Below are 25,267 nucleotides of genomic sequence, written 5' to 3'. Positions count from 1 at the left end.
CCGGCCGGGAGAAGTGCCGTTCAGATATCGTATTCGTCGCTGCCATCGACAAGGCTTCTCAGGAGCGCCGGCTTGCAAATGACGAAACGGTAGCGTGCGAATGACCGAATGACGCCTCGATTGATCAAGTTCGTCATCGTCCTCGATACCGTTTCAATCGTCAGGCCGAGGTAATCTGCCATGTCCACGCGGCTCATCGGGATGTCGATCACCTTGGCGGGCTCGCTTTCGTCGCCAGCTCGGCGCGCAAGCGCGAGCAGGAGATCGCAAACGCGCTCTTCGGCATTCTTGCGGGCGAGCAACACCGTTCTCGCCTGTGCGTTGGCCATCTCCCGGCAGAGCCAATTGACGAATTGGGGGCGCAGTTGTTCGGAGCTATCGACCGCCTGCCGAAAGCGATTCCGGTTCAGCCGGCGCAGTTTCACTGTGCTGACGGCCTCGGCATCGCCGAGATAGTGCTCATCGGGGGAAATGCCGAAGATGTCGCCGGGGTAGAAGAAGCCGGTGATGACGCGGCTGCCGTCGCTGAGGATCTTTGCGATGCGGACGATCCCGGCCACGATCTTGAAGACATGCGTAGCCGGATCGCCGTCCCGAAAGATCGTCTCGCCACGCCCGAATGTTTCCAGCGGCCGCGGGCTGAAGAGTCCCAGCAGACCCGGTGCCGATTGATCGTTCGCGACCACCGGGAGCCGGGCAGGAATTTGAGAGACCGCATTCGCAGCAAGCATAGCTCTGTCCTCCGCACCAAACTCACGGAAGGGAGGAAAGCGGCGTCGCATGGCGCTGCTACGGTCTGCTTGTTCGCATGTGTGGGAAATTGTCACCGATTGTAACATCCGGCTTGTGGCCCAACCGGTACGGCGCGCCATGGCTGAGCCGATCTCCCGCAATGCCTGCTGACAGGGGGGCGACGCTGCAGGCGGGATCGTCGGATTGGAAATCGGCGCGGATGATGCCAATCGCGAGGCCGTTTCATCCGCGAGAGGCCCCGGCAACGTTATGCACCGTGCTGCGCCGGCGCCATCCCAGTCAGCTTCAATGATCCATTGCCGAAGGCGCGGAGGTCATCAGTCACGCCGTCGCGGTCCAGCGCCAGTCGCGCACCTCTGGCATATCAATGCCGTGCTCGCGGATGTAGCGCCCATGTTCGATCAGCTTGTAGCGGATCGCCTGCTTGGCGTAGGCGGCGCGCGATCCCAGCCCCGGTACCCGGTCGATGACATCGCCGACAAGGTGGAAGCGGTCGAGCCGGTTGCGCACGACCATGTCGAAGGTCGTCGTCGTCGAGCCTTCCTCCTCATAGCCGCGCACATGCATGTTGGCGTGGTTCGTCCGTTTGTAGGCGAGCCGGTGGATGAGCCAGGGGTAGCCGTGATAGGCGAAGATCACCGGCTTGTCGGTGGTGAACAGTGCATCGAAATCGGGATCGGTCAGCCCGTGGGGATGCTGGGTCTTCGGCTGCAGCGTCATCAAGTCGACGACGTTGACGACCCGAACTTTCAGATCGGGGAGATGGTCGCGCAGCAGCGTCACCGCCGCCAGCGTCTCCAGAGTCGGCACGTCGCCTGCGCAGGCCATCACCACGTCGGGCTCTCCGTTACGGTCGTTGCTGGCCCAGTCCCAGATACCGATGCCCTGGGTGCAGTGCTTGATCGCCGCATCCATGTCGAGCCATTGCGGCGAGGGCGCCTTGCCGGCGACGATGACGTTGATCCGGTTCCAACTCCGCAGGCAATGGTCGGTGACGTGGAGCAGCGTATTGGCATCCGGCGGCAGATAAACCCGCACGATATCGGCCTTCTTGTTCACCACGTGATCGATGAAGCCGGGGTCCTGATGGCTGAAGCCGTTATGGTCCTGTTGCCAGACATGAGAGGTAAGAAGGTAGTTCAGAGAGGCGATCGGCCGCCGCCAAGGCACTTCCTTGGCCGTCTTCAGCCATTTCGCATGCTGGTTGAACATCGAATCGACGATGTGGATGAAGGCCTCGTAGCAGGAGAAGAGGCCGTGGCGGCCGGTCAGGAGGTAGCCTTCGAGCCAGCCCTGACAGAGATGCTCGCTCAGGACCTCCGTCACGCGCCCGCCCGGTGCGAGATGCTCGTCCTCGGGAATCGTCGCCGCCTGCCAGGCTCTGTCCGTTACCTCGAAGAGGGCCTGCAGGCGGTTCGACGCCGTTTCGTCCGGACCGAAGACCCGGAAGTTCCGGCTGGTTTCGTTGGCCTTCATGACGTCGCGCAGGAAGCTGCCCATGACGCGGGTCGCCTCCGCCTTACCGTCTCCGGGATTTTCCAAGGGCACGGCGTGGCGGGTGTAGTCGGGTATCCTGAGGGGGCGGCGCAGCGCGCCGCCATTTGCATGCGGGTTGGCGCTCATTCGCTTCTCGCCAGAGGGCGCCAGCGCAGCGATCGCGGCATGCAGCCGCCCGGCTTCGTCGAACAGCTCTTCGGGGCGGTAACTGCGCAGCCAGTCGTCGAGCAGTTGCAGCCGCCCGGGCTTTGACATGTCGCTGAACGGCACCTGGTGAGAGCGCCAGAATCCCTCGGTCTTCAGGCCGTCGACGGTCTTCGGCCCGGTCCAGCCCTTGGGGCTGCGCAGTACGATCACCGGCCAGCGCGGATAGCCGCTTCCAGACCCTTCGCGCGCGTCCTTTTGGATCGCCGCGATTCCGGCAAATGCCGTGTCGAGGGCTGCCGCCATCGCCGCGTGCATTGCCTCCGGCTCCTCGCCCTCGACGAAGAGCGGATCGTAGCTGTAGCCGCGCAGCAGTGCGTCGAGCTCGTCCGAGGCGATGCGCGCCAGTAGGGTCGGATTGGCGATCTTGTAGCCGTTCAGATGCAGGATCGGCAAAACAGCGCCGTCCGCCGCCGGGTTGAGGAACTTGTTTGAGTGCCAGGACGCGGCGAGCGGCCCCGTCTCGGCCTCGCCGTCGCCGATGACGCAGGCGGCGATCAAGTCGGGATTGTCGAGCACCGCTCCGAAGGCATGCGCGAGGCTGTAACCGAGTTCGCCGCCCTCATGGATGGAACCGGGCGTTTCGGGTGCGGCATGGCTCGGAATGCCGCCGGGGAAAGAGAACTGCCGCACGAAGCGCCGCAAGCCCTCCTCGTCTTGCGATATGTCCGGATAGAGCTCGCTATAGGTTCCTTCGAGATAGGTGCTCGCCACCACGCCCGGCGCACCATGGCCAGGCCCGGCGATGTAGAGGATATCGAGGTCCCGCGCCCTGATGATGCGGTTGAGATGGAGATAGATGAAGTTCAGCCCTGGCGTCGTCCCCCAATGGCCGAGCAGCCGTGGCTTGACGTGCTCGATCCGCAGCGGCTCCCGCAGCAGCGGATTGTCCAGCAAATAAATCTGCGCCACGGAGAGGTAGTTCGCGGCCCGCCACCAGGATTGCATCAAGACCAACTCATCCGGGCGAAGAGCTGTCTGCACCACCGTATCGATAGCCCTCGAGATCATTGCTGCGCTCCCGGAAGCGGGTCGTCAGGAAGGGAGGCCGATTTTATCGCGCTGTCCTGCGCACTTTGATTTACGGCAAAGAACTTCAGAGATTCTGCGGGTATTGAATAGCTGACCACAGCAAGGATGATTGAAAACGATCATGGCGTCGATCTGTTCGTGGCCCGCGCAGGAAGCGGTCATGAAGCGGGTTGTCGGTCCGCCGAAATCCCGGGCACTCCGTCCAACGTTCTTACGGCCGAAGCATGGTGCACTGAGGACGAAGCAGGGGAGGGAATTCGGAGGAGAATCGGAGCTCGCGCGATTGCGCGGCGATTGGAGGAGAATCGGATGATGACCGACGATCTCAACCGGAGTTTGACCACGAGAACGGGCTTCAGGTTTCATGTCCGGCCTGCTCGTCCCGAAGATGAAGCGGGGCTGGCGGAGTTCTTCAAGCATGTGACGCCCGAAGATTTGCGCTTCCGCTTTCTCTCTACGGTCAGGGAGGTTGGCCATGATCGTCTGGCGGCCATGCTGCAGGTCGATCATCGACAGGCCGAGACCTTCATAGCCTTTTCCGAAGACGGAAAGACGATCATCGCCACAGGCATGTTGGCTTGTGACGCTGCTTTGGACAGAGGCGAAGTGGCGATCTCAGTCCGAAGCGAACACAAGCATAAGGGTGTGGGATGGGAATTGCTCAGACACGTTTCCAAATTTGCCGAGGCGAAGGGAGTGAAAGTGCTCGAGTCGCTCGAAGACCGCCAAAATCATGAAGCGATCGAAATCGAACGTGAGCAGGGTTTCGAGGTCGATGAATGCCCGGATGATTTTCGGCTGGTAATACTAAGAAGGAGATTCAAATAGGATTACCGAGCGATAAATTATTGATATTTATTAAAGTATATCACTCCGGTGTAGTGTTTGTAATGCCGTCTTAGCGATCGATTTCAAGGTTTCGTCCAAGAGTTATGGGTGTCGGTTAGCTGTCTCCAGGATGGGGGCGGCATTGCAGACGACCTCGCACCCATGCCGGAAGATGCCGCCGGGGCGTGCAGCGCCGCGCCGTCGGCGGTAGTCCCGCCTGCTTTAGATGACCTCGCCATGCAGCATTCGTCCGTCGACCAATTCCGTCGATCCATCGGGAGAAGCGCGGGATACTCCAATGAGGGACCGAAGGTCCATTCCAAAGGGGCGACGAGCGCCTTCAACAAGCTCAGCTTGGAGTGGCAGCGATGGCTGATCGTGGCTCTCGACGGCGCGGGCGCTTGCGCGGAATTGAGGCCGCACCTCGCCTCTACCTGAAACCAGCCCAGCGTAATCTCAAGGTGGCTAGCACGCTGAACGAGACCGGCGCGAGGCTGGCTACACAAGCGGCGGCACTTGCCGGTTCAGTCGCTCAATAATTTTCGAAAAATACTGAGAAGAATTTTACGTCATTTGACAATGCGCTCTGCAAGTACCATGTTAGAAAAATCGATCTAGGCCGAACGAATTGGCCCCGCGCCTCATGGCGCTCTGCTGACGAATTTCCTGCTCAAATCGAGACATGCGCTGCATCCGTGGCGTGTGGGCGGTCGCTTTTACAGGAGGTCAGCATGGCCAGCGGCACTGTCAAATGGTTCAACACCGATAAGGGTTTCGGCTTCATTCAGCCGGAGGACGGTGGGCAGGATGCCTTCGTCCATATCAGCGCCGTAGAGCGAGCAGGCCTGCGCACGCTCCGGGAAGGCCAGAAGGTCTCTTACGAGCTGGTGCAGGACAAGCGCTCCGGAAAAGTCTCTGCGGATAATCTGCAGGCCGAGTGAGCCGAGACGCCGTTCGGCGTGGCAATGGAGATATGCGGCGACCGCGGATGTACCGGCGCCGTCTCGATTGAGCGACGAATGGCCACGGAGGGTCGGGATCAGCCCGGCCCTTTTTTTCACCAGAAGGGAAGTTCGAATGCAGGTTCTCGTCCGCGATAACAACGTCGATCAGGCGCTCCGCGTTCTCAAGAAGAAGATGCAGCGCGAGGGCGTGTTCCGCGAGATGAAGGCGCGTCGCTCCTACGAAAAGCCGTCCGAGCGGCGCACCCGCGAAAAGGCTGAAGCCATCCGCCGCGCTCGCAAGGCGGCACGCAAGCAGGCGCAACGCGAAGGATTGCTGCCGGCGCCGAAGCGCGCAGAGCGGCCAGTTCGTCCGGCCCAGCCCGCGCAGGCACGATAAGCGAGGTTTCAGGCTTGAGCTTCAATCCGCAGAATTTCGCCGACCGCCAGGCCAGTTCGGCCAACGCCAAAAAGGCGCTGCTGGAGCACTTCAGGGCGCGTCCCGGGGCCGATGATCCGGTCATGATCCAGCGCCGGACCGAGCGCGAAGCCGTGGCGAAAGCCCGAGCCGAGCGAGAGGCGGAGAAGACCGCAAGACTTGCCGAAATGGAGCGCCTGGCTGCGGCTGAACGCGAGCGCTTCGCCGAAGAGAAGCGCCAGGAGGAGCTTGCTCGCCAAGCGGCCCGCCAGGCTGAACTGGCGAGGGCCGAAGCGGAGCGTCCCCGCAAGGTTCTGCTCGAGGCTGTTCAATACATGCGGGAGCGCGCGGCAGGAAAACGACGCTGATGCTTCGGCATCGTCCGTTCGGGAAGGAGTTCGCCGATGCCCGGTAACAGGATTTCGCCGGAACAGTCTCAGTTGCGGGCACAGAGCAGGGCCACGCTGGCCGCGCAACGTCGCGCCGAAGCGGAAACCGTGTTGGAAGCGCTGCGTATCGAGCAGGCTGCCGTCCGCGAGCGCACTGCAAGATTGCGGGCGCTGCGACTGGCCAAAGAGGCCGCCGAAGCCGAGGCAACTCGCGAAGCTGCAACGCAACCGAAGGCAAAGGGCAGCGCTCGGACGAAACGGACCTCTCCCTGATCGCGAAACAGGAGGTGGCTATGATACGACGGTTCGGCCAAGTCTATCCAACCGATGGGGTGTCACCGATCTGCTGGAGCGTTCGGTCTGCTCGATCATACGCGGCCCTCACGACCAGTTCTGGATCGTCCTGACAGCCGACGAGCTTCCACGGATGGTTGAAGTGCGGCGCGGCCCCTTCAAGGCGATAGACGGCGCGATGAAGGCCATTGAGAAGACCCTGCACGGGTCTTGTCTGCATGGCGCTGCCATGGTGCCAGCCGATTATTTCCCCTGACGGGTACCGGCAACTTCAAACGGCCACAATGGCGCGCTATTGGTGCTCCATCGACCGAGCTAATCGGCTGGCCTCGCCGCTACAGGCGCGTTGCCCGACTTTCCAACTCTTTCGACAATTGAACGCCGCTTCGCGGCACGCTGCCGCCGGCATTCCGCCCGGCAGCCTTACAGGCAGCGCGGTCAAGCCGCGCGCCCTTGGACCGATATGAAAAGCACAACAGAATACGAACATCCGACGACGCAGTGCCTTGGCGCATCTGCCTCGCTGCCATTGCCCCCGAAATCCTCGCTGGACTGGAAACCCGAACCTTGTGGCCTTTCCCGCGAGGAGCTGCGCAAGATCGTCGCGCGGATCATGGGCTGAGGAGGGAACCATGAACCTCAATCATCGCACGTCGCGGGATGCCGATAGGCGCAGCCAGACGGATAGATGGACGGGTTCGGACCTTCGGGCACGTTACGACCGTGCCGTCACCCGTGCCCAAGGGTGCGAAGCGACAGGCGACAAGGTCGATGCCGAGCGCTTCTATCAGCAGGCCGATCACTTTCGCCGCTTGTTGAACGGCAAAGCCGCATAGGAGGCACCATGCTGGACCTGACAACGGTCGATGCTGCCCTTATCGAAAACGTCGAGTGGATCACACCCGCGGGTCGGCAGCATGTTGCCTTCAAGTTCTCCGCACCCGGGCATAGCCAGGTCTTCCTGCTGGATCGGCTTCAGGCTGAAAAGCTGGCAGCCGGTCTCATCGCCTACATGCCCGCCCCCGCCGGTGACGAAGTCCTGATCGATATACCCGCAAGCCTTGAGGGAGAGCATGAGGTGATGGCGACATCGATTGATGCTGACGAGCCGCGTTTTGATGGGGTAACGCAAGCCAAGTTTCATCTGAGACTGACGGTCGGCGACCACAATGTAACGATGACAATGTCACACAGCGAATTGCTGCGGCTCGTCACGCAGATGCAGGCCAAGCTCCAAGAACACCGCGTTCGTACCGCGAACTGAAAGCTCGATCTCGGAACCAGCGTTCGCGCCGGTCCTGGGCCGACGTTCCGGTAAGAGCGAAAAGGCTAGGCTTCGCCAAAGCGCGACCGAGCGAAGGGGGCAGCCATCATCCGCGCCGACGGCTTCACCACTGCCATTGCGCCAACGGAGCGCGTGCTCCTCGCTGTTATGCGGGGCTGCTTGGCGGCAAAAGACCTCTGGGGCGCGGTTCTTCGGTAACCGGGAGGCGTTCACGCCACCCGGTCGAACTCCGGCAAGGGGCGTCCGACGACCGCCATGTTCCGTTCTGTCCAATCGGCAACGGCAAGCTCGACCGCTGTTCCGCCCTCACAGTGAAGGAGGATTCTGTAAGTGAACTCGCTTGGGTCGGCGGACCCCGTGTCACAGATCAAATACCCGACCCAATGATGTTCCTGATGAGTGCCGAACTAGTATTTGGCAGACAGTCTTCGACCACTGCGCAAGGTGACAAAGCCGGCTCCGTTGAGCATCATGGGTATCTCCGCTTGGCGGCGTCATGAGCGCCGCGACGGTCCTTTCCAGAAGCTGTATGGAGACAACTCAGCGGCATCCGCGCACTCTCACTGGAGAGCGCAAGTCACATTCCCGGGCATAATGGTGAAATGAACTCACTGTGCTCAGCCCTCAAAGCAGCGCCGCCTGATCGATTAAAGTGGATTGCTGCAATTCGATCGATCGAGCTGCAGATTCCGCCTCACCCGCATCCGCAGAGCGTATAAGCGCGGGGGGCAGCCAACTCTCGCATATCCAATGGAGCTTGAAGGGGGCGCCAATGTCCAATCACACAGCCAGTGAAGCAGCTCTTGCTCAGCGGCTTCTGGAAATCATCGCACGTGAAGGGCTCATCCATCACGGAAAGCTCGATCCCACCGCGACGGTGGAGGGCGATCTGGGGCTCTCGCTCGATGACTTGACGCTGATCGGGAACGCGATCGAGCGCGAGTTTGATTGCGACATGATCCCGGACGACGAGATGCGAGCCTGCACGACGGTTCGCCAACTTGTCGTGCTAATTGCCCATCGCATCGCCACCAACGCGGAAGCGGGCGAATCCGAGGAATAGGGCCCGGACTTCGGCAGCGGGGCCGTCCCGGCCAACTGGATTTCTGTGTTGGCAATCGTTTGGCCGCTCTGATTGTGCGGTCGTGCGGCAGCCGAGCACGAAATCGCCACCGCGCTTGCGGGTAGTTCTCGATCCTTCAATCGATCAGGAAAAGACGCCGAGCCACCCACGCCATGGGAGGGGAAATGGCGGCAGCTCGGCGCCACGCCGCATCGAAGGCGCCTTGAGAGCTTGGCTCAAAATAGTGAACGATAGGCGAATGTGAGCCTGTTGATGCAGGGTACGCTTCAACGGAAGCGCCCAGCCCAAGCCAGACGGGGGCCTTCGTAACATGCCCCGCCATCGTGCCGAGAGCTAACGGAAGTTGGAAGGCGAAAGTCGGTGATAGCTGTCCCGCTTCTTCAAATAAGCAGAACGCGCCGCCTGCAATATAGCCGATCGGTTGAGGTCGAACGCAGCGAGGAACGAAGCTTCGCTTTCATCAACGATGCTGGGGCTTAAGGTCCGCAGTACCCCCAGCTCGATCTGAAACATGACTTCCAACGATGACGCGGAGCCCCAGAAGCTCACGCAACCGCGGCCAGGTTCGTATCGTCGGATGGAATTGGGAAAGTTGATACTCATGACGGGGACTGCCCGCCAAGCCCAGTGAGCTCAGCCTGATAGGCGTGGACGTAGCGCAGCCTCCGCCTCCTCCGTAGCCAAACTCCCAGACAGAAAGCGACAGCCGAGCCAGCGACGAGCAGTGCCCATTGCGGGAGCAGGCGCACGTCATAAAACGCGGCTGCACCCCATATCCCGACGCCGAAAAGCGTCATCCCGACAATTCCATAAACGAGCGCCGAAGCTTCGGGGGCCGGAGCATAGGCAGCGGCTGCTTGCCGAGCCTTCTCTGCGCGAAGTTTCATGAGAAGCTCATTTCAATACGAGTGTGAAGGTAAGCGTGAATTCGGCGACAAGGCCAACGTGCCCGGCCCACACATAGGGTCGACCGCCTAAATCGGTAAATATCCCAGTGCGCCGGTAGATTCGACATGACGGCGATCCGTTGTTTTGGTCAAAAAGCGGGAAATTTCGAAATTTAGGAAAAGAATAATCAGAAGAAAATTTCGCAGTTTTGGATATTGTTCTTCTGACGTCATCTTACAAGGCGCGATAAAAATTAATCCTCATTTTCAAATTATTCATTTGAAACCGCCGGTCGAATGCCCCCGTCATTTGAGCGCGCCCCGGAACGAAAGGGCTCTTCGGTTGTTAGGGTTGTTTGGATCGAGGAACTGTGATGGCCCAGACCTTGACCGTGTGCCGCCTCGGTACGGACTGGGCTGTCCGAGACGTCACGGGTGAGCACTACGGCAGGTCAAGCGACATTAATGCGGTGATCGAATATGAAAGAGGGCTCGCCAGCCGCACTGGAAGTCATGTTGCGTTGAGCGATAGTGCTCAGGAATACATGAATTCAAAGGTAACGCTCGATCCGCGCAGCAGCTGACATTGAATCTTTGAGTTTGTCGGTAGAGCAATCTCAGGGCGGGCCGCAGGCTCGAACCAATCGCTCGCCGCGACACTTCCAATCAATGCGCGCCCTTGCAGTCCATCGAACCCCGCGTCCGCTGCAGCGGCCCGTGGGTTGCTGTAGGTACCGTGGTGAAAACAACAGCGCTTGCGCCCGCCACGGCTCGGTTTTTCATATAGGTTTCTCCAATACCTTCCTGCCCATCAAAGCGGGGGGGGCTTGACGGCGTGCAAAATTCGCGTCTACACTTAACTCAATGGTTAAGTTTCAAGCAGCGCAGCTCGACAGGACGTTCTCCGCGCTGGCGGATCCGACGCGGAGGGCCTTGCTGGCGCGGCTGGAGCGGGAAGACGGGCTTTCGGTCAGCGAGCTGGCGAAGCCGTTTCCGGTCTCATTGCCGGCCATCATGAAGCATCTCGATGTCCTGTCGGACGCCGGGTTGGTCGAGCGGACGAAGACGGGGCGCACCGTGTCCTGCCGCCTCAACGCCGAGCCGATGGAGGAAGCGATGGGTTGGCTGGCGCATTATCAGCGCTTCTGGACCCAAAGGCTCGATGCGCTGGAGGCGCTGCTCGAAGCGCGGCGCAAGGGCGAAGGTTGAAGGGGCAGGCGCATGGATCAGCAGGTGACACCGAGTCTTACGATGAAGCGCCGCCTCCATGCGCCGCCGGTCGAGGTCTACAAGGCCTGGACCGACCCTGAACTGCTGGTGCGCTGGTTCGGGCCCGAGAACGTCGTGGCGCAGGAGGCCGAGATCGATCCGCGCGTCGATGGCGCGTATCGCGTCGTGATGATCGAGGACACGGGGCAGCGCCACGAGGTGTCCGGGCGTTACCTGGAGGTCGTCGAGAACGAGCGTCTGGTCTTCAGCTGGTCCTGGGTGACGACGCCGGAGCGCGTCTCGCGCGTCACCGTCACATTGAAGCCGGATGGTGGGGGCACGATCCTGACGCTTCTGCACGAGAAGCTGTTCGACGATGCGGCCGTGCGCGGCCACACCCATGGCTGGACCGGAACCATGGAAAAGCTCGAGGCCTACTTCGCCTGAAGGCGGAGAGCGGCGCTGCTCTGTCCGGCAGCGCTTGAACGAGCCGCCGGCGTGGGCCGGCGGAAACACAGGAGAGGAGACGATGGAACACAGGATCGTATCCCGTGAAGAATGGCTTGCGGCCCGCAAGGCCCATCTCGCCCGTGAAAAGGAGTTCACCCGCCAGCGCGATGCGCTCTCGGCCGAGCGGCGCGCGCTGCCTTGGGTCAGGATCGACAAGGGCTATGCCTTCGAGGGTTGGGATGGCGGGCTGACATTGGCGGATCTCTTCGCCGGCAACAGCCAGTTGATCATCTATCACTTCATGTTCGGCCCGGGCGCCAGGGAAGGCTGCCCGAGCTGCTCCTTCCTCGCCGACCATTTCGACGGCGCCAACCGGCATCTGAAGCACCATGATGTCAGCCTGGTCGTGGTCTCGCGGGCGCCCTATGCCGAGTTCCAGGCCTTCCGGCATCGCATGGGCTGGGATTTTCCCTGGGTGTCCTCGGCCAACAGCGACTTCAACTACGACTTCCACGTCGCGCCGAGCCCGGAGGAGAGGGCGGCCGGCCGCTACGAGTACAATTACGAGATGCATGACGGGCAGGGCGGCGAGATGCCGGGCTTCAGTGTCTTCTACCGCAACGACGCGGGCAAGATCTTCCACACCTACTCGACCTATGCCCGCGGCGGCGACCTCCTGATCGGCGCCCATAACTTCCTCGATATGACTCCCAAGGGGCGCAACGAGGTCGGGATCATGGACTGGGTCCGCCATCACGACCGCTACCAGAGCAAGCCAAAGGGAGCGGCGAGTTTCCAGCCCGAATTGGCGGCGGGATCCTGCTGCGGCTGAGAGTGGATTCCTCGCATCGCGGTGCGGGGGGTATTGTTGATATCAACATTTTTTGGGCATGGCCGCTTGGGCGGCCGCAAGTGAGGAGAACGCAATGGCTTATGTCGATGGTTTCGTCGTCGCGGTTCCGGCCGCGAACAAGGACAGTTACCGCAAGCATGCGGCCGATGCGGCGCCGCTGTTCAAGGAATTCGGCGTCAAGCGCCACGTCGAGGCCTGGGGCGACGATGTCCCCGATGGCAAGGTTACGGACTTCAAGGGTGCGGTGAAAGCGACGCCTGACGAGGTCGTCGTCTTCTCCTGGTTCGAATATCCCGACCGGGCGACGCGTGATGCTGCCAATGAGAGGATCATGAGCGATCCGCGCATGAAGGAGATGATGGGACTGCAGATGCCCTTCGACGGCAAGCGCATGATCTATGGCGGCTTCGCTTCGGTCCTCGACGAAGGCGAGGGCGGCCGGGCGGGCTATATCGACGGCATGCTTTCTGCGGTGCCGGATGGGCGCAAGGCGGATTTCCAGGCTTTCGCAGCCAAGGGCGCGGCGCTCTTCGAGGAGCATGGCGCGTTGCGCGTCGTCGATGCCTGGGGCGATGACGTGCCGGATGGCAAGCTCACCGACTTCAAGGGGGCGGTGAAAGCCGAGCCCGGCGAGACGGTGGTCTTCTCCTGGATCGAGTGGCCGTCGAAGGCGGTGCGCGACGCCGCCTGGGCCGGTTTGATGCAGGATCCGCGTATGAAGGCCATGTCCTTGCCCTTCGACGGCAAGCGCTCGGTCCATGCCGGCTTCGCGCCGCTTCTCGATGTGTGAAGCGCCGTGACGAGGCCGTCATTCCGGGGCTTGCCCCGGACTCCATCGTGGCATGCAACGCTCTCGGATGGACTCCGGATCGGCGCTGCCAAAGCGGCTGGTCCGGAATGACGGGGATCGGGGCCGGGCCATCAGCCCGGCCCGGAGCCTGCATTGCGAGGTGGAGCGCATAGATCGACCGGCTTGCGCCCTGAACGGGCGGGCCCACCTCGGCCCGCCGAAGCAGATATTGCCGCAGGCCTCCGGTGGCCGAGGCGAGCCCGATCACCTTTCCGGTGGCGTTGAACACCATCACGCCGTCGAGGTGGCGATTTGCCTGGCGCCATGATTTCTCGCAGCGGTCATGCGGGGCGGTATCTTGTCCCGGTCGTGCAAATGGCCGAGAGATCGGGCTGCTTCACCGGATCGAATCTCGATGCTTGCTGGCATTCCTCTCGGCGATCTCGCCTTCCTGGCCGTTTCCCTCGTGCTCGCCGGCGCGGCCACGGGCTTGCTGGCCGGCGTCTTCGGCGTCGGTGGCGGCGCGGTCATCGTGCCGGTGCTGTACGAGGTCTTCCGTGTCATCGGCGTGGCCGATGAGGTTCGGATGCCGCTGGCCGTCGGCACCTCGCTCGCCGTCATCATCCCGACTTCGATCCGCTCCTTCAACGCGCATCGCGCGAGGGGCCTTGTCGATCTCTCCATCCTGAAGATCTGGGCCGCTCCGGTCGTGATCGGCGTCATCGTCGGCAGCTATATCGCCCGCTATGCACCCGCTGATCTCTTCAAGATCGTCTTCGTCATCGTCGCAACGATCTCGGCCGTCCGCTTGCTCTTCGCCGCCGACCGCTGGAAGTTCGGCGAGGACATGCCCGGAAAGCCGCTGATGGTCGCCTATGGCGGCATCATCGGCGTGCTCTCGGCGCTGATGGGCATCGGCGGCGGCCAGCTTTCCAGCCTGTTCATGACCTTCTACGGCCGTCCGATCCATCAGGCGGTCGCGACCTCGTCGGGCCTCGGGGTGCTCATCTCGATCCCCGGTGCGCTGGGCTTCATCTATGCCGGCTGGCCGAAGATGGACATCCTGCCGCCGCTCTCGCTCGGCTATGTCTCGCTGATCGGCATGATCCTGTTCATCCCGACTTCGATCTGGACGGCGCCGATAGGCGCAAGCCTGGCGCACCGGCTCTCGAAGCGGCGGTTGGAAGTGGCCTTCGGCCTATTCCTTCTTGTCGTCGCCGGCCGCTTCATCTGGTCGCTGCTGCACTGAGCGGGCGGGGCGCCTGATGAGCGAGACCGCGATCCGGCTGCTCCAGCCCGCCGATCATCCGGCGCTGGCGGCGCTGATGGTCGAGATGCAGGGCCACTACCGGGTGCCGTGTCCGCCGGTCGCAGAAATTCTGGCAGGCCTCGCCGCCTTGCCGGCTGGCGTGGACATCCTGGTCGCGGTGAGGGGAGGGGCGGTGCTGGGCTTTGCTTCGGCCTGCAATCTCTATCCGGGGCCGGGGCTGAAATCCGGCTTCTTCCTGAAGGAGATCTACGTTGCCGATGCGGCGCGTGGCATGGGGCTCGGCCGCTCACTGATGACCGCGCTGTCGGAGCTCGCGCTGGAACGCGGCCACCTCCGCATCGATTGGACGGCGGATGCTGACGATGCGGCGCTGCTGCGCTTCTACGAGGGCCTCGGCGCCGTCGCGTATCCGAAGAAGGTGTTCTATCGCCTGACAGGAGATGCGCTGATCGCTCTGGCGAGCAAGTAGCCGTCATTCTCGGGCGAAGCACAGCTTTGACCCGAGAATCTCATGACAAGATGGCGCTCGTTTCCGAGGTGCTCAAGGCTCAAGCCCGAGCATGACGTGGCGGTTGCTGGGAAGCTCCTTGGGCCAACCGCTCCGATAACACGGCCATGATCGCCAGCCTCTCGGCCTCGCTCAGGCGGCCCCACTGCGCGATTTCGGCGAGCGTCCGCCCGCAGCCCTCGCAGAGCCTGTTCTGAGGGGCGATGATGCAGACCTTGATACAGGGCGTCGAGATGGCGCTTATCAACTCAACCGTCCAGTACAGGCGTTACCTGATGCGCTGCTTACCAGGCGACGCAGCGGCGCACGCCGCCGACGACACCATAGCGTCGGCACACCGCGCCGTGCGAGCGCGGAGCAGCATAGCCGCGTCTGGCGACGACGGCGCCGTTCGGCCCGGCGCATCCCGCCCGATAGACACCCTTGGCACAGACCACAGCGGAGGCGGTGGAGGGAAGAACGAGGCTGGACACGGCATAGGCGAACGCGACTGCAACCAGTCCGGCCGGGAGACTGAAAATAGCTTTGCGCATGGCAGTGTTACCTAACGTAAGCAGGTTGGAGGCAATCTGAGCCAGCGCCAAAGAAGCGTTCCCGTCAAGTCGCAACAGGCAACGGTGACCTTTCATCTCGAAACGCGATGCCGGTTCGGAACGGCGCGCGGCCGGCCAAGCGCTCAGATGCCCGGCCAGAGCATCAGGGCGATTCCGAGATAGATCGCGATCTCGGCGAGCTGCTGCGCCGCGCCGAGGATATCGCCGGTCTGCCCGCCGATCAGCCGCCGCGCCAGCCGCGACAGAACGGCCGCCGCGCCATGCGCCAGCGCAAAGCCTAGAAGCAGTCCCGCGACAGGTAGCTGCGCCGCCAGTGCGATCCCGGTCGCGAGGAAGAGGCTCAGGGCGAGTGCGATCCGCGCCGTGACGATCGTCGGCTGGCCGACAGCCGCCGCCGCGCCGCTGCTGCGTGCGGCCGGTTGCGTTGCGAGCAGGAACAGGGCCTCGGCGCGAGACCAGGGGGCGGCGACGAGCAGCGCCGCCGCTGTGGCCCAGGCGCCGGAGCGGTCGAGGATCATCGCGATCAGGCTCGCCCGCAGCAGCAGCGACAGGCCGAGCGCCAGCGCGCCATAGGAGCCGATGCGGCTGTCCTTCATGATTTCGAGCCGACGTTCCGGCGTGTGCCCGCCGAACAACCCGTCGGCGGTGTCGGCGAGCCCGTCCTCATGGAAGGCGCCGGTGGCCAGCGCCAGCGCGGTGAGCGCGAGCGCGGCGACGACGAAACCGCTCAGGCCGGCCAGCCCGGCGCCCAGTGCGACGAGCGACGCCGGCAGCGCGATGACGAGCGCTGCGAAGGGCAGGGCGCGGGGCACGCTGCGGAAGTCGGGGATCGCGTGGCTGTCGGCCTCGCCCGGCAATGGCGGGACCGGCAGGCGCGACCAGAAGCGCAGGCAGATCGCCGTCGCGATCGTCCAGCCCGGCCAGTCCGGCGGGGTGGTCTCCGTCGTCGTCTCGGCCTCAGCCATGCCTGCCGCGCTGCTCTGCTCGATTGTCTTCCCGAGCTTGACCCTATAGCAGCAGCGCAGACCTCGCCGCCACGCCTGCGCGCGTCGGCGCAAGCCCCTTTGCTCGACGGAACAGCCATGGCCGCCTCCGGATTGCCCTTCGACGATATCCGCGAACTCATCGCCGCGATGCCCGGCCCCGATATGGCGGCCGCGAACGCAGTGCGTGCCCGCGATGCCAACCTCACGAAGCCGGCCGGCAGCCTCGGCCGCATGGAGGAGATCGCCGAGTGGCTCGCCGCCTGGCAGGGGAAGGCGCCGCCGCGCGTCGACCGCCCGCTGGTCTGCGTCTTTGCCGGCAATCACGGTGTGGTGGCGCAGGGCGTCTCGGCCTACCCGCAGACGGTGACGCGCCAGATGCTGGAGAATTTCGCTGCCGGCGGCGCCGCGATCAACCAGATCTGCGCGGCCTATGATCTCGGCTTCAAGGTCTTCGATCTCGCGCTGGACCTGCCGACCGGCGACTTCACTCAGACCGATGCGCTCGACGAACGCGCCTGCGTCGCCACCATGGCCTTCGGCATGGAAGCGCTCGTCGGCGGAACCGACCTGCTCTGCCTCGGCGAGATGGGCATCGGCAACACCACCTCGGCTGCGGCGATCTACGCTGCTCTGTATGGCGGTGACGCCGCGCACTGGTGCGGCCATGGCACCGGCATCGACGAAGCCGGCTTCAAGCGCAAGGTCGCGGCGGTGGAGGCGGGGCTTGCTTTGCATCGCGCCCATCTCAAGGATCCGCTCGAAGTGCTGCGCCGGTTCGGCGGGCGAGAGGTCGCGGCGATCTGCGGCGCGATCATCGCTGCGCGCTCGCAGCGTATCCCGGTGATCCTCGATGGCTATGTGGTGACCGCCGCCGCGGCGATCTTGCATGCGATCGAGCCATCCGCGATCGACCACTGCATCGCCGGTCATCTCTCGGCCGAGGGCGCCCATGCCGATGTGCTCGCCCGTCTCGGCAAGGTGCCGCTGCTCGCACTCGACATGCGGTTGGGGGAGGGTACGGGGGCTGCGCTCGCCGCCGGCCTCGTCAAGGCGGCGGCGGCGGTCCATTCCGGCATGGCGACCTTCGAGCAGGCGCAGGTGGCGCGGAAGGGGTAGGACCCCGCGTCATGCTCGGGCTTGACCCGAGCATCTCGGAAACCAACGCCTTCTTGTCATAAGGTTCTCGGGTCGAAGCTGCGCTTCGCCCGAGAATGACGGCGCGCCTAAACCGCGTAATCCGTCTTCAGCCCGGCACGCTCGGCGTGGCGCTCCTGCGCCAGCTCGATCAGGCGGGTGATCAGCGCCGGGTAGGGCAGGCCTGAAGCCTCCATCATCTTCGGATACATGCTGATCGCGGTGAAGCCCGGCAGCGTGTTGATCTCGTTGAAGTAGAAGGCGCCGCTCTGGCGGTCGAGGAAGAAGTCGACCCGCGCCAGCCCGCTGCATTCCAGCGCGAGGAACGCGTCGATCGCGAGTTGCCGCACGCGGGCCATCTGGTCGGCATCGAGTTTCGCCGGCAGATCGACGGTGGCGCCGTCCTGATCGATGTACTTGGCCTCGTAGGAGTAGAACTCGTGCTGCGGGCCGGCATTGAGCTCGCTCGCGACGCTCGCCACCGGCGGATCGCCGTCGAGAACGGCGACTTCGATCTCGCGGGCATCGATGCCCTGTTCGATCAGCACCTTGGTGTCGTACAGGAAGGCGTCGGCGAGCGCGGCGCCGAGGTCCTCCCAGTGCTTGACCTTATGGACGCCGACGCTGGAGCCCATGTTGCAGGGCTTGACGAAGACCGGGAGCGTCAGTGTCTCGTGCGCTGCCCTGGCCGATCCCTCGGGATCGCGACGGTAGTCGCGGCGCGACAGCGCGAGATAGGGCGCTACCGGCAAGCCGGCGAGCGCGGCGAGGCGCTTGGCGATGTCCTTGTGCATGCCGACGGCGGAAGCCAGCACGCCTGAACCGACATAGGCGGCGCCGGAGAGCTCCAGCAGACCCTGTACCGCGCCGTCCTCGCAGAGCGGGCCATGAATGACGGGAAACACCACATCGACCGGCTCGATGGCCGGTGCCGCGTTGTCGGCCGGCAGGATGGCGGTGCGCTCGCCCTGCGGTTCGAGCCGGATCGCCGGCGAACCCGCCGGGATCGGCAGGCTGTCGCCGTTCGTGCCCTCGATGAGGCGCAGGTCGTGGCATTGCCAGCGGCCCTGCTTGTCGATGCTGACGGGCACGGGTTCGAAACGGTCGCGGTCGAGATAGCGCAGGACGGAGGCCGCCGACTTCAGCGAGACCTCGTGCTCGCCCGATTTTCCGCCATAGAGCACGGCGACGCGCGTTTTCCGGTTCATGATGCGATGGTCCGAGAGGAGAGTGTGAGCGCCCCGAGTGAGGCGGTTATGGATGTTGCCGATCGATGGGGCGAGATTCGGGCGTTGCCGCCGCGGAGATGCAGTTCATGCCGCCCGCGATTTCGGCTCCGGCAGGGCGGCGAGCGTGTCCATCACGCGCTCGGCCGGCAGGGTGACCGTCACTTCCGTGCCGCCGCGCGGCTTCGACTTCAGGTTGAAGCCGCCGCCGTGCAGGTCGATCAGCCCCTTCACGATCGGCAGACCCAGCCCCGAGCCCTGCTCGGCGGTCTTGATGGCGAGCGAGCCACGCCCGAAGCTCTGCATCACGATCGGGATCTCGTTCTCCGGGATGCCGGGCCCGGTATCGGCGACCGAGACATATTGTCCGCCCGTCGCCGTCCAGCCGACCTTGATGGTGATCTCGCCACCCTGCGGCGTGAACTTGATCGCGTTTGACAGCACGTTGAGGACGACCTGCCGGATGGCCCGCTCATCGGCCCAGACCCGTGGCAGGTCGGGCTCGGCGAGCGAACTGATCGTCTGGCCCTTGGCCTTGGCACGCAGCGTCAGCATGTGCCGGCAGTCCTCCACGATCTCGACGAGTGACAGCGCCTCCTCGTTCAGCTCGTATTTGCCGGCCTCGATGCGCGACAGGTCGAGGATCTCGTTGATCAGGTTGAGCAGATGCTGGCCCGAGCCGTGGATATCGGCCGAGTATTCCTTGTAGGCGGCATTGGCGTGCGCCCCGAAGATTTCGCTCTTCATCACCTCGGAGAAGCCGAGAATGGCGTTGAGGGGGGTCCGCAGCTCATGGCTCATCGTTGCAAGGAAGCGCGACTTGGCGAGATTGGCTTCCTCCGCCTTGCGGCGGGCTTCGTCGGAATTCGCGTTGGCGGTTTCGAGCTCGGCGATCAGCGCGTCCTTCTCGGCGCGGAAGCCGATCGAGTCGACCGAGCTGGCATAGAGCCGGTTGGCGAGGAAGATGAAGAAAAGCTGTGCCGAGGCCGCCATCAGCGCCATCGTTACGCTGTCCATGTCGCGGCGTTCCCAGAAGAACGCCATGATTCCGGCGATGACCGGCGTCAGCCCGGCATAGACCGCCATCGGAATCGTGGCGGAGAGCATGACCGTGAGGGCGCTGACGATGAGCAGCGCCGTGGTGACGAAGACCTTCGCGCCGGGAGCCTCGACAGGCGCGAACAGCATGAGGAGCAGCGCCCAGGACAGGCCGTGTATGCCTTCCGCCAGGGTGAAGAGCCGCCGCCAGCGCTTGAGCCGGACCGTATCGGCGGGCTTGCGCAGATAGCGGCGCGACAGGGCGAAGATGACGAGCGTGCTCGCGAGCACCGCGCTGCTCCACAGCGCGACATACATGGTCGGCAGCCACAGGCAGGCGGCTGCGGCGATGCCGATGACCAGCACCAGCGTGCCGGCGGAGCCGGTAAGGCGGTATTGCGCGAAGACGCGCAGCAATTCGGAATCGAAGGCGCGCTCGAGCCCGGTCGAGGACGTCAGGCGCTCGCGCACGGATTTCACCTCCCGCGAAACGTGCTTTCGGCGCGCCACGACGGAAGGATCGGGCCCGCGCCCGCGCTGCACCTGTTCGGCCGTCACTTCCGCCATGGTCGGGAGCGTGTATCCTCGTTCCGCCGCGCGGCGTGCGCGGACGGCTGGCCATCATGGACACCAAATCGTTAAGCTCTTCCTGATGGCTCCCTTCGGATTTAGCTCTCGCTATGGACCTTTCGGGTGGCGCCGTGTCGGCCGCGTCACGGATTTCGTCGTGGCGCTCGGACTGCTGGGCTTCCTCGCGCTGGCTGGCGCGATCCTGCAGTACCGCCTCGGTCCGGCCCGGAGCCTCGTCGGGCCGGCGCAGGCGATCGATGGCGATTCGCTACGGCTCCTCGGCGAGGAGTTGAGGCTGGAGGGGATCGACGCTCCCGAATATCGCCAGAGTTGTACGGATAGAGCTGGCCGGCAGGTCGCCTGCGGACGCGAGGCGCGGCGTGCGCTGCAGGCCATGCTGGCGGGCGGCATGGCGAGTTGCGAGATCGGCAAGATCGATCGCTACGGCCGTGGGCTTGCCCGATGCCGGATCGGCGAGGCGGACATCAATGCCCGCATGGTCCGCGATGGCCATGCGGTCTCCTACGGCGCCTACCGGGCCGAGGAGGAGGAGGCGCGGGCCGCCGGGCGCGGGCTTTGGGCGCTGCAGTTCGAGCGCCCTGAGGCCTGGCGCCGCGCCCATCCGCGCTGAACCCGCGCCATCCCGGCCGGATGCGGCATCGCTCGCCATGCTGGCGTCACGAAGCGGCAGCATGTGGTTGACCTTCCGGCGCGGGCCGTGATCCGGTGCGCCGGAGACGGAGAACATCTGATGAAGCTCTATGACGGTGGCCGGGCGCCGAATCCGCGACGGGTCCGCATCTTCTTCGCGGAGAAGGGCGTGTCGCTGCCGGAGCTGGTGCCGGTCGATATCGCCAAGAAGGAACATCGGAGCGAGGCCTTCACCAGGATCAACCCGGCGCAGCGTCTGCCGGTGCTCGAACTCGACGACGGTACCGCGCTCGCCGAGACCGTCGCGATCTGCCGCTACATCGAGGCCCTGCACCCGCAGCCGGCACTGTTCGGCCGGGATGCGAAGGAACAGGCCCTGATCGAGATGTGGAACCGGCGCGTCGAGCTCGGTCTGTTCGCCAGCGTCGCCGCCGTCTTCCGCCACAGCCATCCATCGATGGCGGCGCTCGAGGAGCAGGTCCCGGAATGGGCGGAGGCCAACCGCGACCAGATGGACGACCATCTCTGGCTGCTGGAACTGCAACTGGCCGGCAGCGCCTATATCTGCGGTGATGCGATGACCGTGGCCGATATCACCGCCGGTATTGCCATCGACTTCATGAAGCCGTCGCGCATTCCGCTATCCGAGGATTTCGTCCATATCCGCCGCTGGCATGGCGAGCTCTCGTCGCGCCCGAGCTGGAAGGCGTGATGCTTCGGTTTTTTCCGTTCCTGCTTGCTCTGCTGGTCCCGGTGGCTGCTGCGCAGGCGGCCGAACGCCTGAGCGGGGAGGCGATCGAGCGCGCCTTCCGGGGCAACACGGTGTCCGGGCGCTACACCAATGGCGGCTTCTTCACCGAGTATCACGACCCGGACGGGCGAGCGCTCGGGCACAATGGCTGGCAACCCAACACCGACGCCTGCTGGATCACCAAGCCGGACCGCATCTGCTACTATTACGGCCCGCCGAGTGACCGCACGGTGCATTGCTTCACCGTCGAGATGAGCGGCGATCTTTATGTGCTGCGCAATACCGGCAACGGGATCGTCAATGCGCTGGCCAAGGTGGAACTCGGCAATCCGCGCAATCACACCGATAACGGTACCCCCTGGTATTGCGACGGCCTGATCTCGCGCGCGCCGATGCCGCCGATGAGCCGGAAGCTGGCGCAACGCTGATGCCGCACTGTGCAGGCATCGCGGCTGTCGTCCTCGGGCTTCTTGCCACGGCCGAAGCCGGCGCGGCCGAGCGGCTGAATGGCGAGCAGATCCGGCGCCTCTTCGAAGGCAACACCGTCTCCGGGGTCTATACTGGCAGCAACCTGCCGTTCAGCGAGTATCATCACCCCGATGGGCGTGCGAGCGGTCACAATCGCGGCGTGCAAAACAAGGATGCCTGCTGGACTACGACGGAGGATGCCGTCTGCTACTACTATGGCCCGCAGGAGACGCGCCGGACCTACTGCTTCACCATCGAGGTCAGCGGCGATCTCTATGTCATCCGCAACCGCCCGAGCGGGCGCATCAACGGTCTTGCCCGGATCGAGAAGGGCGACCCGCACGACTATGCAGGGAAGCAGCCCGCTTGGGTCTGCGACGGACTGATCTCGCAGGCTCCCGGACCTTCCAGGCTGGCGAACCGATGAGCGAGGCGGAAACGCTCGACGAGGTGCTGGCGGAACTGCGCAGCTGCCGTATCTGCCGCGATGCACCGCTCTATCCGCCGCCGCTGCCGCACCAGCCGCGACCGGTGATCCAGGCCGCAGCGACGGCGCGGCTCTGCATCGCCGGGCAGGCGCCGGGCACGCGCGTCCATGCCAGCGGCCGCCCGTTCACCGATCCTTCCGGCGTGCGGCTGCGGAGCTGGCTCGGCATCGACGAGGCGGTCTTCTATGATGCCGCGAAGGTCGCGATCGTGCCGATGGGCCATTGCTTCCCGGGGCTCGACGCGAAGGGCGGGGATAAGCCGCCGCGCCGGGAATGCGCGCCGACCTGGCGCGGACGCGTCTTTGCGGCGCTGCCGCGCATCGAGCTCGTGCTTGCGATCGGGCGCTATGCCCAGGGCTGGCATCTCGGCGCCAGGGAGGCCGCCAATCTCTCGGCGACGGTTGCGAACTGGCGCGAGATCCTGGCCAGGCCGGTCCATCCGCGCGTGTTGCCCTTGCCGCACCCGTCCTGGCGCAACAATGCCTGGCTCAAGCGCAATCCCTGGTTCGAGGGAGAGCTGGTTCCGGTGCTTCAGGCGGAGGTCGCGCGGCTGTTTAAGCCGCCGGGCTAGCTCAGTAGCGGAACGGCCCGGAATCCAGCCCGCGGTCGACCCCGCCGCGAACGCTGAGCACCGAGCGAACCGGCCCGATTGCGCTCTGCCCGCGGCTTTCGAGATAGACCATCCCGTCGGCGCGGCTACCGTAGCCGTTGCGCGAGCTCTTCCCGAATTCGGCGCGGACCGAGCCGCCGGCCCGGACGCAGAGCGAGGAGCCTTCGAGCTTGATGAAGCCGGCGCCATACTCCGGGCACGGGCGGGCGCCCTTGCCCGCGGCGGGGGCCGATTTGCTGAAGGATTCGCGAGGAGCGGCGCGCCCCGGCAAGGGCTCGCCGATCGACTGCGCTGCGGTTGCTGTCGCGAGGCAGGACAGGAGCAGGGCGAGTGCGGTGCGGGGCATGGCGATTTCCGAATTATGGTGCCTGCTAACCCTGAAGCAAGGCGCGGTCGTGGCATCCGACAACTTGATAGCATGGTGCGCATCGCCGGGGGAGTGGTGCAGCGCCCATGAAAAATCCCGGCTTGCGCCGGGGTAAGTATCGCTTACGCGAGACGCTCCGTCGGGTCAGAGCAGATTCGAAACGCGCGAGCGGATCAGGAAGTTTTCGTAGGCATATTCTGCGATCTGGAACCAGAGATATTCGCCGCAGCGGAAGGCCGCCATCGATTCGTAGATCGTCTTGAAGTCCGGATTCTTGGCGCTGGTTTCGGCATAGATTTCCTTCGACGCCTTCAGGCAGGCTTCGAGGATCTCCTGCGAAAACGGGCGCAGCTGCTCGCCGGCGGCGACAATGCGCTTGAGAGCGGCCGGATTGCGGGCGTCATACTTCGCCTGCATGTCAGTATTCGCCTGCGCGGCCGCCGTCGTGAGCAGTGACCTGTAGACCTTCGGCAGTTCGTTCCACTTCGCCGTGTTGATGAAGAAGTGGAGCGCGGCGCCCCCCTCCCATCAGCCGGGATAGTCGTAATACGGCGCGACCTTGTTCAGGCTGAGAGACCAGTCAAGAAAAAGGCCCGGCAGGATGCCGGGCCTTGAAACAATCCGTCTGGCCTTCGCCGGTCAGCGCGCGCGCGTGCGGACCTGGAAGACGTCGAAGCTGAGCTCCGCCACCTGCCACCAGAGATACTGGTCGGAACGGAATGCGGCCATCGTTTCGATCGCCTTCTTGAAGTCCGGGTTCTTCGCCGAAATTTCGGCGTAGAGCTCGTTCGAGGCCTTGAGGCTCGCTTCCAGCACGTCCTGCGGGAAGGGGCGCAGCTGCGTGCCTGCCGCCACCAGGCGCTTCAGCGCCGGCGGGTTCACGACGTCATAGCGCGCCGCCATCTGCGTGTTGGCATAGGTGCAGGCGGCGGTCAGCGCGGCCTGATAGGTCTTCGGCAGGGAGTTCCACTTCTCCAGGTTCACGAAGGCGTGGACGGTCGGTCCGCCCTCCCAGAAGCCCGGATAGTAGTAGTAGGGCGCGACCTTGGCGAAGCCGAGCTTCTCGTCGTCATAGGGGCCGACCCACTCCGCGCCGTCGATGGTGCCCTTTTCGAGCGCCGGGTAGATGTCACCGCCGCCGAGCTGCTGCGGCACGACGCCGAGCTTCTGCAGCACGGAGCCGGCGATGCCGCCGATGCGCATCTTGAGGCCCTGGAGATCGGCGGTCGACTTGATCTCCTTGCGGAACCAGCCGCCCATCTGCGCGCCGGTGTTGCCGCAGGGAAGGCCGTAGGCATTGAACTTCTTGTAGAATTCGTTGAACAGCTCGTTGCCGCCGTGCTGGAACAGCCAGGCGTTCTGCATGCGGGCGTTGAGGCCGAACGGGACCGAGGCGGGGACCGCGAAGGTCGGGTCCTTGCCGACATAGTAATACGAGACGGTGTGGCACATCTCGACGGTGTTGTTGGTGACGGCGTCGAGAGCCTGCAGGGCCGGGACGATTTCGCCGGCGGCGAAGACCTGGATCTGGAACTTGCCGTCGGTCAGCTCGGAGACCATCTTGGCCATGATCTCGGCGCCGGCATAGATCGTGTCGAGCGACTTCGGGAAGCTCGAGGCCAGACGCCACTTCACCTCGGGATTGGACTGCGCGACTGCCGGCATAGCAACGGCGGTGGCCGCGGCGCCAGCCGCCGCGGTCTGGATAAACTGACGACGCTTCATCTAGCGA

Annotated in this window: 31 protein-coding genes and 1 pseudogene; 21 read left to right on the top strand and 11 right to left on the bottom strand. The window is 64.1% G+C overall.

Features of this window, described 5'->3' with window-relative positions:
• Positions 1-20: 20 nt before the first annotated feature.
• Both AB4Z10_RS01440 and AB4Z10_RS01435 read right to left on the bottom strand, forming a co-directional pair.
• Positions 21-731, bottom strand: coding sequence for a helix-turn-helix domain-containing protein (locus AB4Z10_RS01440; RefSeq protein ID WP_441468579.1), 711 nt, complete (start codon positions 729-731; stop codon positions 21-23).
• A 343-nt stretch (positions 732-1,074) separates the two neighbouring features.
• Positions 1,075-3,465 carry a phosphoketolase family protein gene (locus AB4Z10_RS01435; RefSeq protein WP_441468578.1) on the bottom strand — a complete coding sequence of 797 codons (2,391 nt, stop codon included), beginning with the start codon at positions 3,463-3,465 and terminating at the stop codon, positions 1,075-1,077.
• Positions 3,466-3,798: 333 nt separating this feature from the next.
• On the opposite strand from AB4Z10_RS01435, the gene AB4Z10_RS01430 reads away from it, so the two are divergent.
• The 8 genes from AB4Z10_RS01430 to AB4Z10_RS01395 all read left to right on the top strand — a co-directional run bounded on the left by AB4Z10_RS01430 (position 3,799) and on the right by AB4Z10_RS01395 (position 8,704).
• On the top strand, positions 3,799-4,314 hold the full coding sequence (locus AB4Z10_RS01430; RefSeq protein ID WP_441468577.1) for a GNAT family N-acetyltransferase: 516 nt from the start codon (positions 3,799-3,801) through the stop codon (positions 4,312-4,314).
• 731 nt (positions 4,315-5,045) lie between these two features.
• Positions 5,046-5,255, top strand: coding sequence for a cold-shock protein (locus AB4Z10_RS01425; RefSeq protein WP_441468576.1), 210 nt, complete (start codon positions 5,046-5,048; stop codon positions 5,253-5,255).
• Positions 5,256-5,391: 136 nt separating this feature from the next.
• The gene (gene rpsU / locus AB4Z10_RS01420; RefSeq protein WP_441468959.1) at positions 5,392-5,655 is read left to right on the top strand and encodes a 30S ribosomal protein S21; all 264 of its coding nucleotides are present in this window, start codon (positions 5,392-5,394) and stop codon (positions 5,653-5,655) included.
• Positions 5,656-5,669: 14 nt separating this feature from the next.
• Entirely contained in the window at positions 5,670-6,041 is a 372-nt protein-coding gene (locus AB4Z10_RS01415) for a DUF6481 family protein (RefSeq protein WP_441468575.1), read from the top strand.
• Between the two features lie 36 nt (positions 6,042-6,077).
• Positions 6,078-6,335, top strand: a complete 258-nt coding sequence (locus AB4Z10_RS01410; protein WP_441468574.1) for a transcriptional regulator — start codon at positions 6,078-6,080, stop codon at positions 6,333-6,335.
• Positions 6,336-6,988: 653 nt separating this feature from the next.
• The gene (locus AB4Z10_RS01405) at positions 6,989-7,192 is read left to right on the top strand and encodes a DUF4167 domain-containing protein (RefSeq protein ID WP_441468573.1); all 204 of its coding nucleotides are present in this window, start codon (positions 6,989-6,991) and stop codon (positions 7,190-7,192) included.
• Positions 7,193-7,200: 8 nt separating this feature from the next.
• Positions 7,201-7,620, top strand: a complete 420-nt coding sequence (locus AB4Z10_RS01400) for a hypothetical protein (protein WP_441468572.1) — start codon at positions 7,201-7,203, stop codon at positions 7,618-7,620.
• A gap of 793 nt (positions 7,621-8,413) precedes the next feature.
• Positions 8,414-8,704 (top strand): acyl carrier protein, encoded by a 291-nt coding sequence (locus tag AB4Z10_RS01395; protein WP_441468571.1) that lies wholly within the window; start codon positions 8,414-8,416, stop codon positions 8,702-8,704.
• A 354-nt stretch (positions 8,705-9,058) separates the two neighbouring features.
• Here AB4Z10_RS01395 and AB4Z10_RS01390 read toward each other — a convergent pair whose 3' ends face one another.
• A complete protein-coding gene (locus AB4Z10_RS01390; protein ID WP_441468570.1) occupies positions 9,059-9,328 on the bottom strand; it encodes a DUF1488 family protein in 270 nt (89 codons plus the stop codon).
• 658 nt (positions 9,329-9,986) lie between these two features.
• Between AB4Z10_RS01390 and AB4Z10_RS01385 the strand changes: the two genes are divergently transcribed.
• The 7 genes from AB4Z10_RS01385 to AB4Z10_RS01355 all read left to right on the top strand — a co-directional run bounded on the left by AB4Z10_RS01385 (position 9,987) and on the right by AB4Z10_RS01355 (position 14,653).
• On the top strand, positions 9,987-10,196 hold the full coding sequence (locus tag AB4Z10_RS01385; RefSeq protein WP_441468569.1) for a hypothetical protein: 210 nt from the start codon (positions 9,987-9,989) through the stop codon (positions 10,194-10,196).
• A gap of 280 nt (positions 10,197-10,476) precedes the next feature.
• Positions 10,477-10,821, top strand: a complete 345-nt coding sequence (locus AB4Z10_RS01380; RefSeq protein WP_441468568.1) for an ArsR/SmtB family transcription factor — start codon at positions 10,477-10,479, stop codon at positions 10,819-10,821.
• A 42-nt stretch (positions 10,822-10,863) separates the two neighbouring features.
• Positions 10,864-11,268 carry an SRPBCC family protein gene (locus AB4Z10_RS01375; protein WP_441468567.1) on the top strand — a complete coding sequence of 135 codons (405 nt, stop codon included), beginning with the start codon at positions 10,864-10,866 and terminating at the stop codon, positions 11,266-11,268.
• Positions 11,269-11,350: 82 nt separating this feature from the next.
• Entirely contained in the window at positions 11,351-12,103 is a 753-nt protein-coding gene (locus AB4Z10_RS01370) for a DUF899 domain-containing protein (RefSeq protein ID WP_441468566.1), read from the top strand.
• 94 nt (positions 12,104-12,197) lie between these two features.
• Positions 12,198-12,914, top strand: coding sequence for a DUF1428 domain-containing protein (locus tag AB4Z10_RS01365; RefSeq protein ID WP_441468565.1), 717 nt, complete (start codon positions 12,198-12,200; stop codon positions 12,912-12,914).
• 415 nt (positions 12,915-13,329) lie between these two features.
• Positions 13,330-14,163: a sulfite exporter TauE/SafE family protein gene (locus AB4Z10_RS01360; RefSeq protein WP_441468564.1), complete on the top strand. Its 834-nt coding sequence runs from the start codon at positions 13,330-13,332 to the stop codon at positions 14,161-14,163.
• A 16-nt stretch (positions 14,164-14,179) separates the two neighbouring features.
• Positions 14,180-14,653: a GNAT family N-acetyltransferase gene (locus AB4Z10_RS01355; RefSeq protein ID WP_441468563.1), complete on the top strand. Its 474-nt coding sequence runs from the start codon at positions 14,180-14,182 to the stop codon at positions 14,651-14,653.
• Positions 14,654-14,732: 79 nt separating this feature from the next.
• Here the strand turns inward: AB4Z10_RS01355 and AB4Z10_RS01350 are convergent, their stop codons facing one another.
• The 3 genes from AB4Z10_RS01350 to AB4Z10_RS01340 all read right to left on the bottom strand — a co-directional run bounded on the left by AB4Z10_RS01350 (position 14,733) and on the right by AB4Z10_RS01340 (position 16,211).
• Positions 14,733-14,939, bottom strand: a complete 207-nt coding sequence (locus tag AB4Z10_RS01350; RefSeq protein WP_441468562.1) for a DUF1289 domain-containing protein — start codon at positions 14,937-14,939, stop codon at positions 14,733-14,735.
• A 37-nt stretch (positions 14,940-14,976) separates the two neighbouring features.
• Positions 14,977-15,225, bottom strand: coding sequence for a hypothetical protein (locus AB4Z10_RS01345; protein WP_441468561.1), 249 nt, complete (start codon positions 15,223-15,225; stop codon positions 14,977-14,979).
• Between the two features lie 143 nt (positions 15,226-15,368).
• Positions 15,369-16,211, bottom strand: a complete 843-nt coding sequence (locus tag AB4Z10_RS01340; protein WP_441468560.1) for an adenosylcobinamide-GDP ribazoletransferase — start codon at positions 16,209-16,211, stop codon at positions 15,369-15,371.
• Between the two features lie 117 nt (positions 16,212-16,328).
• Here AB4Z10_RS01340 and cobT point away from each other — a divergent pair, with 117 nt between their 5' ends.
• On the top strand, positions 16,329-17,348 hold the full coding sequence (gene cobT / locus AB4Z10_RS01335) for a nicotinate-nucleotide--dimethylbenzimidazole phosphoribosyltransferase (protein ID WP_441468559.1): 1,020 nt from the start codon (positions 16,329-16,331) through the stop codon (positions 17,346-17,348).
• 107 nt (positions 17,349-17,455) lie between these two features.
• Here the strand turns inward: cobT and AB4Z10_RS01330 are convergent, their stop codons facing one another.
• Both AB4Z10_RS01330 and AB4Z10_RS01325 read right to left on the bottom strand, forming a co-directional pair.
• The gene (locus AB4Z10_RS01330) at positions 17,456-18,574 is read right to left on the bottom strand and encodes a D-alanine--D-alanine ligase family protein (protein WP_441468558.1); all 1,119 of its coding nucleotides are present in this window, start codon (positions 18,572-18,574) and stop codon (positions 17,456-17,458) included.
• 105 nt (positions 18,575-18,679) lie between these two features.
• Positions 18,680-20,197: a sensor histidine kinase gene (locus tag AB4Z10_RS01325; protein WP_441468557.1), complete on the bottom strand. Its 1,518-nt coding sequence runs from the start codon at positions 20,195-20,197 to the stop codon at positions 18,680-18,682.
• 160 nt (positions 20,198-20,357) lie between these two features.
• On the opposite strand from AB4Z10_RS01325, the gene AB4Z10_RS01320 reads away from it, so the two are divergent.
• From AB4Z10_RS01320 to AB4Z10_RS01300, 5 genes are all read left to right on the top strand, one after another.
• A complete protein-coding gene (locus AB4Z10_RS01320; protein ID WP_441468556.1) occupies positions 20,358-20,831 on the top strand; it encodes a thermonuclease family protein in 474 nt (157 codons plus the stop codon).
• Positions 20,832-20,951: 120 nt separating this feature from the next.
• A complete protein-coding gene (locus AB4Z10_RS01315; RefSeq protein WP_441468555.1) occupies positions 20,952-21,563 on the top strand; it encodes a glutathione S-transferase family protein in 612 nt (203 codons plus the stop codon).
• A complete protein-coding gene (locus AB4Z10_RS01310) occupies positions 21,563-22,030 on the top strand; it encodes a hypothetical protein (RefSeq protein ID WP_441468554.1) in 468 nt (155 codons plus the stop codon). Before AB4Z10_RS01315 ends, AB4Z10_RS01310 begins: the two co-directional genes overlap by 1 nt.
• Positions 22,030-22,497 carry a hypothetical protein gene (locus tag AB4Z10_RS01305; RefSeq protein WP_441468553.1) on the top strand — a complete coding sequence of 156 codons (468 nt, stop codon included), beginning with the start codon at positions 22,030-22,032 and terminating at the stop codon, positions 22,495-22,497. The genes AB4Z10_RS01310 and AB4Z10_RS01305 overlap by 1 nt, the downstream gene beginning before the upstream one ends.
• Positions 22,494-23,129: a uracil-DNA glycosylase family protein gene (locus AB4Z10_RS01300; protein ID WP_441468552.1), complete on the top strand. Its 636-nt coding sequence runs from the start codon at positions 22,494-22,496 to the stop codon at positions 23,127-23,129. Before AB4Z10_RS01305 ends, AB4Z10_RS01300 begins: the two co-directional genes overlap by 4 nt.
• Before the next feature lies 1 nt (position 23,130).
• On the opposite strand, the gene AB4Z10_RS01295 is transcribed toward AB4Z10_RS01300, so the two are convergent.
• The 3 genes and pseudogenes from AB4Z10_RS01295 to AB4Z10_RS01285 all read right to left on the bottom strand — a co-directional run bounded on the left by AB4Z10_RS01295 (position 23,131) and on the right by AB4Z10_RS01285 (position 25,260).
• On the bottom strand, positions 23,131-23,514 hold the full coding sequence (locus AB4Z10_RS01295) for a hypothetical protein (protein ID WP_441468551.1): 384 nt from the start codon (positions 23,512-23,514) through the stop codon (positions 23,131-23,133).
• Positions 23,515-23,679: 165 nt separating this feature from the next.
• Positions 23,680-24,045, bottom strand: a pseudogene (locus tag AB4Z10_RS01290) (ABC transporter substrate-binding protein); the annotation flags it as partial.
• A gap of 129 nt (positions 24,046-24,174) precedes the next feature.
• Positions 24,175-25,260: a TRAP transporter substrate-binding protein gene (locus AB4Z10_RS01285; RefSeq protein WP_441468550.1), complete on the bottom strand. Its 1,086-nt coding sequence runs from the start codon at positions 25,258-25,260 to the stop codon at positions 24,175-24,177.
• Positions 25,261-25,267 lie beyond the last annotated feature (7 nt).

This window comes from Allobosea sp. RAF48 (genome assembly GCF_052114025.1).
GTDB lineage: Bacteria > Pseudomonadota > Alphaproteobacteria > Rhizobiales > Beijerinckiaceae > Allobosea.
This window is presented reverse-complemented; position numbering and strand designations above follow the sequence as displayed.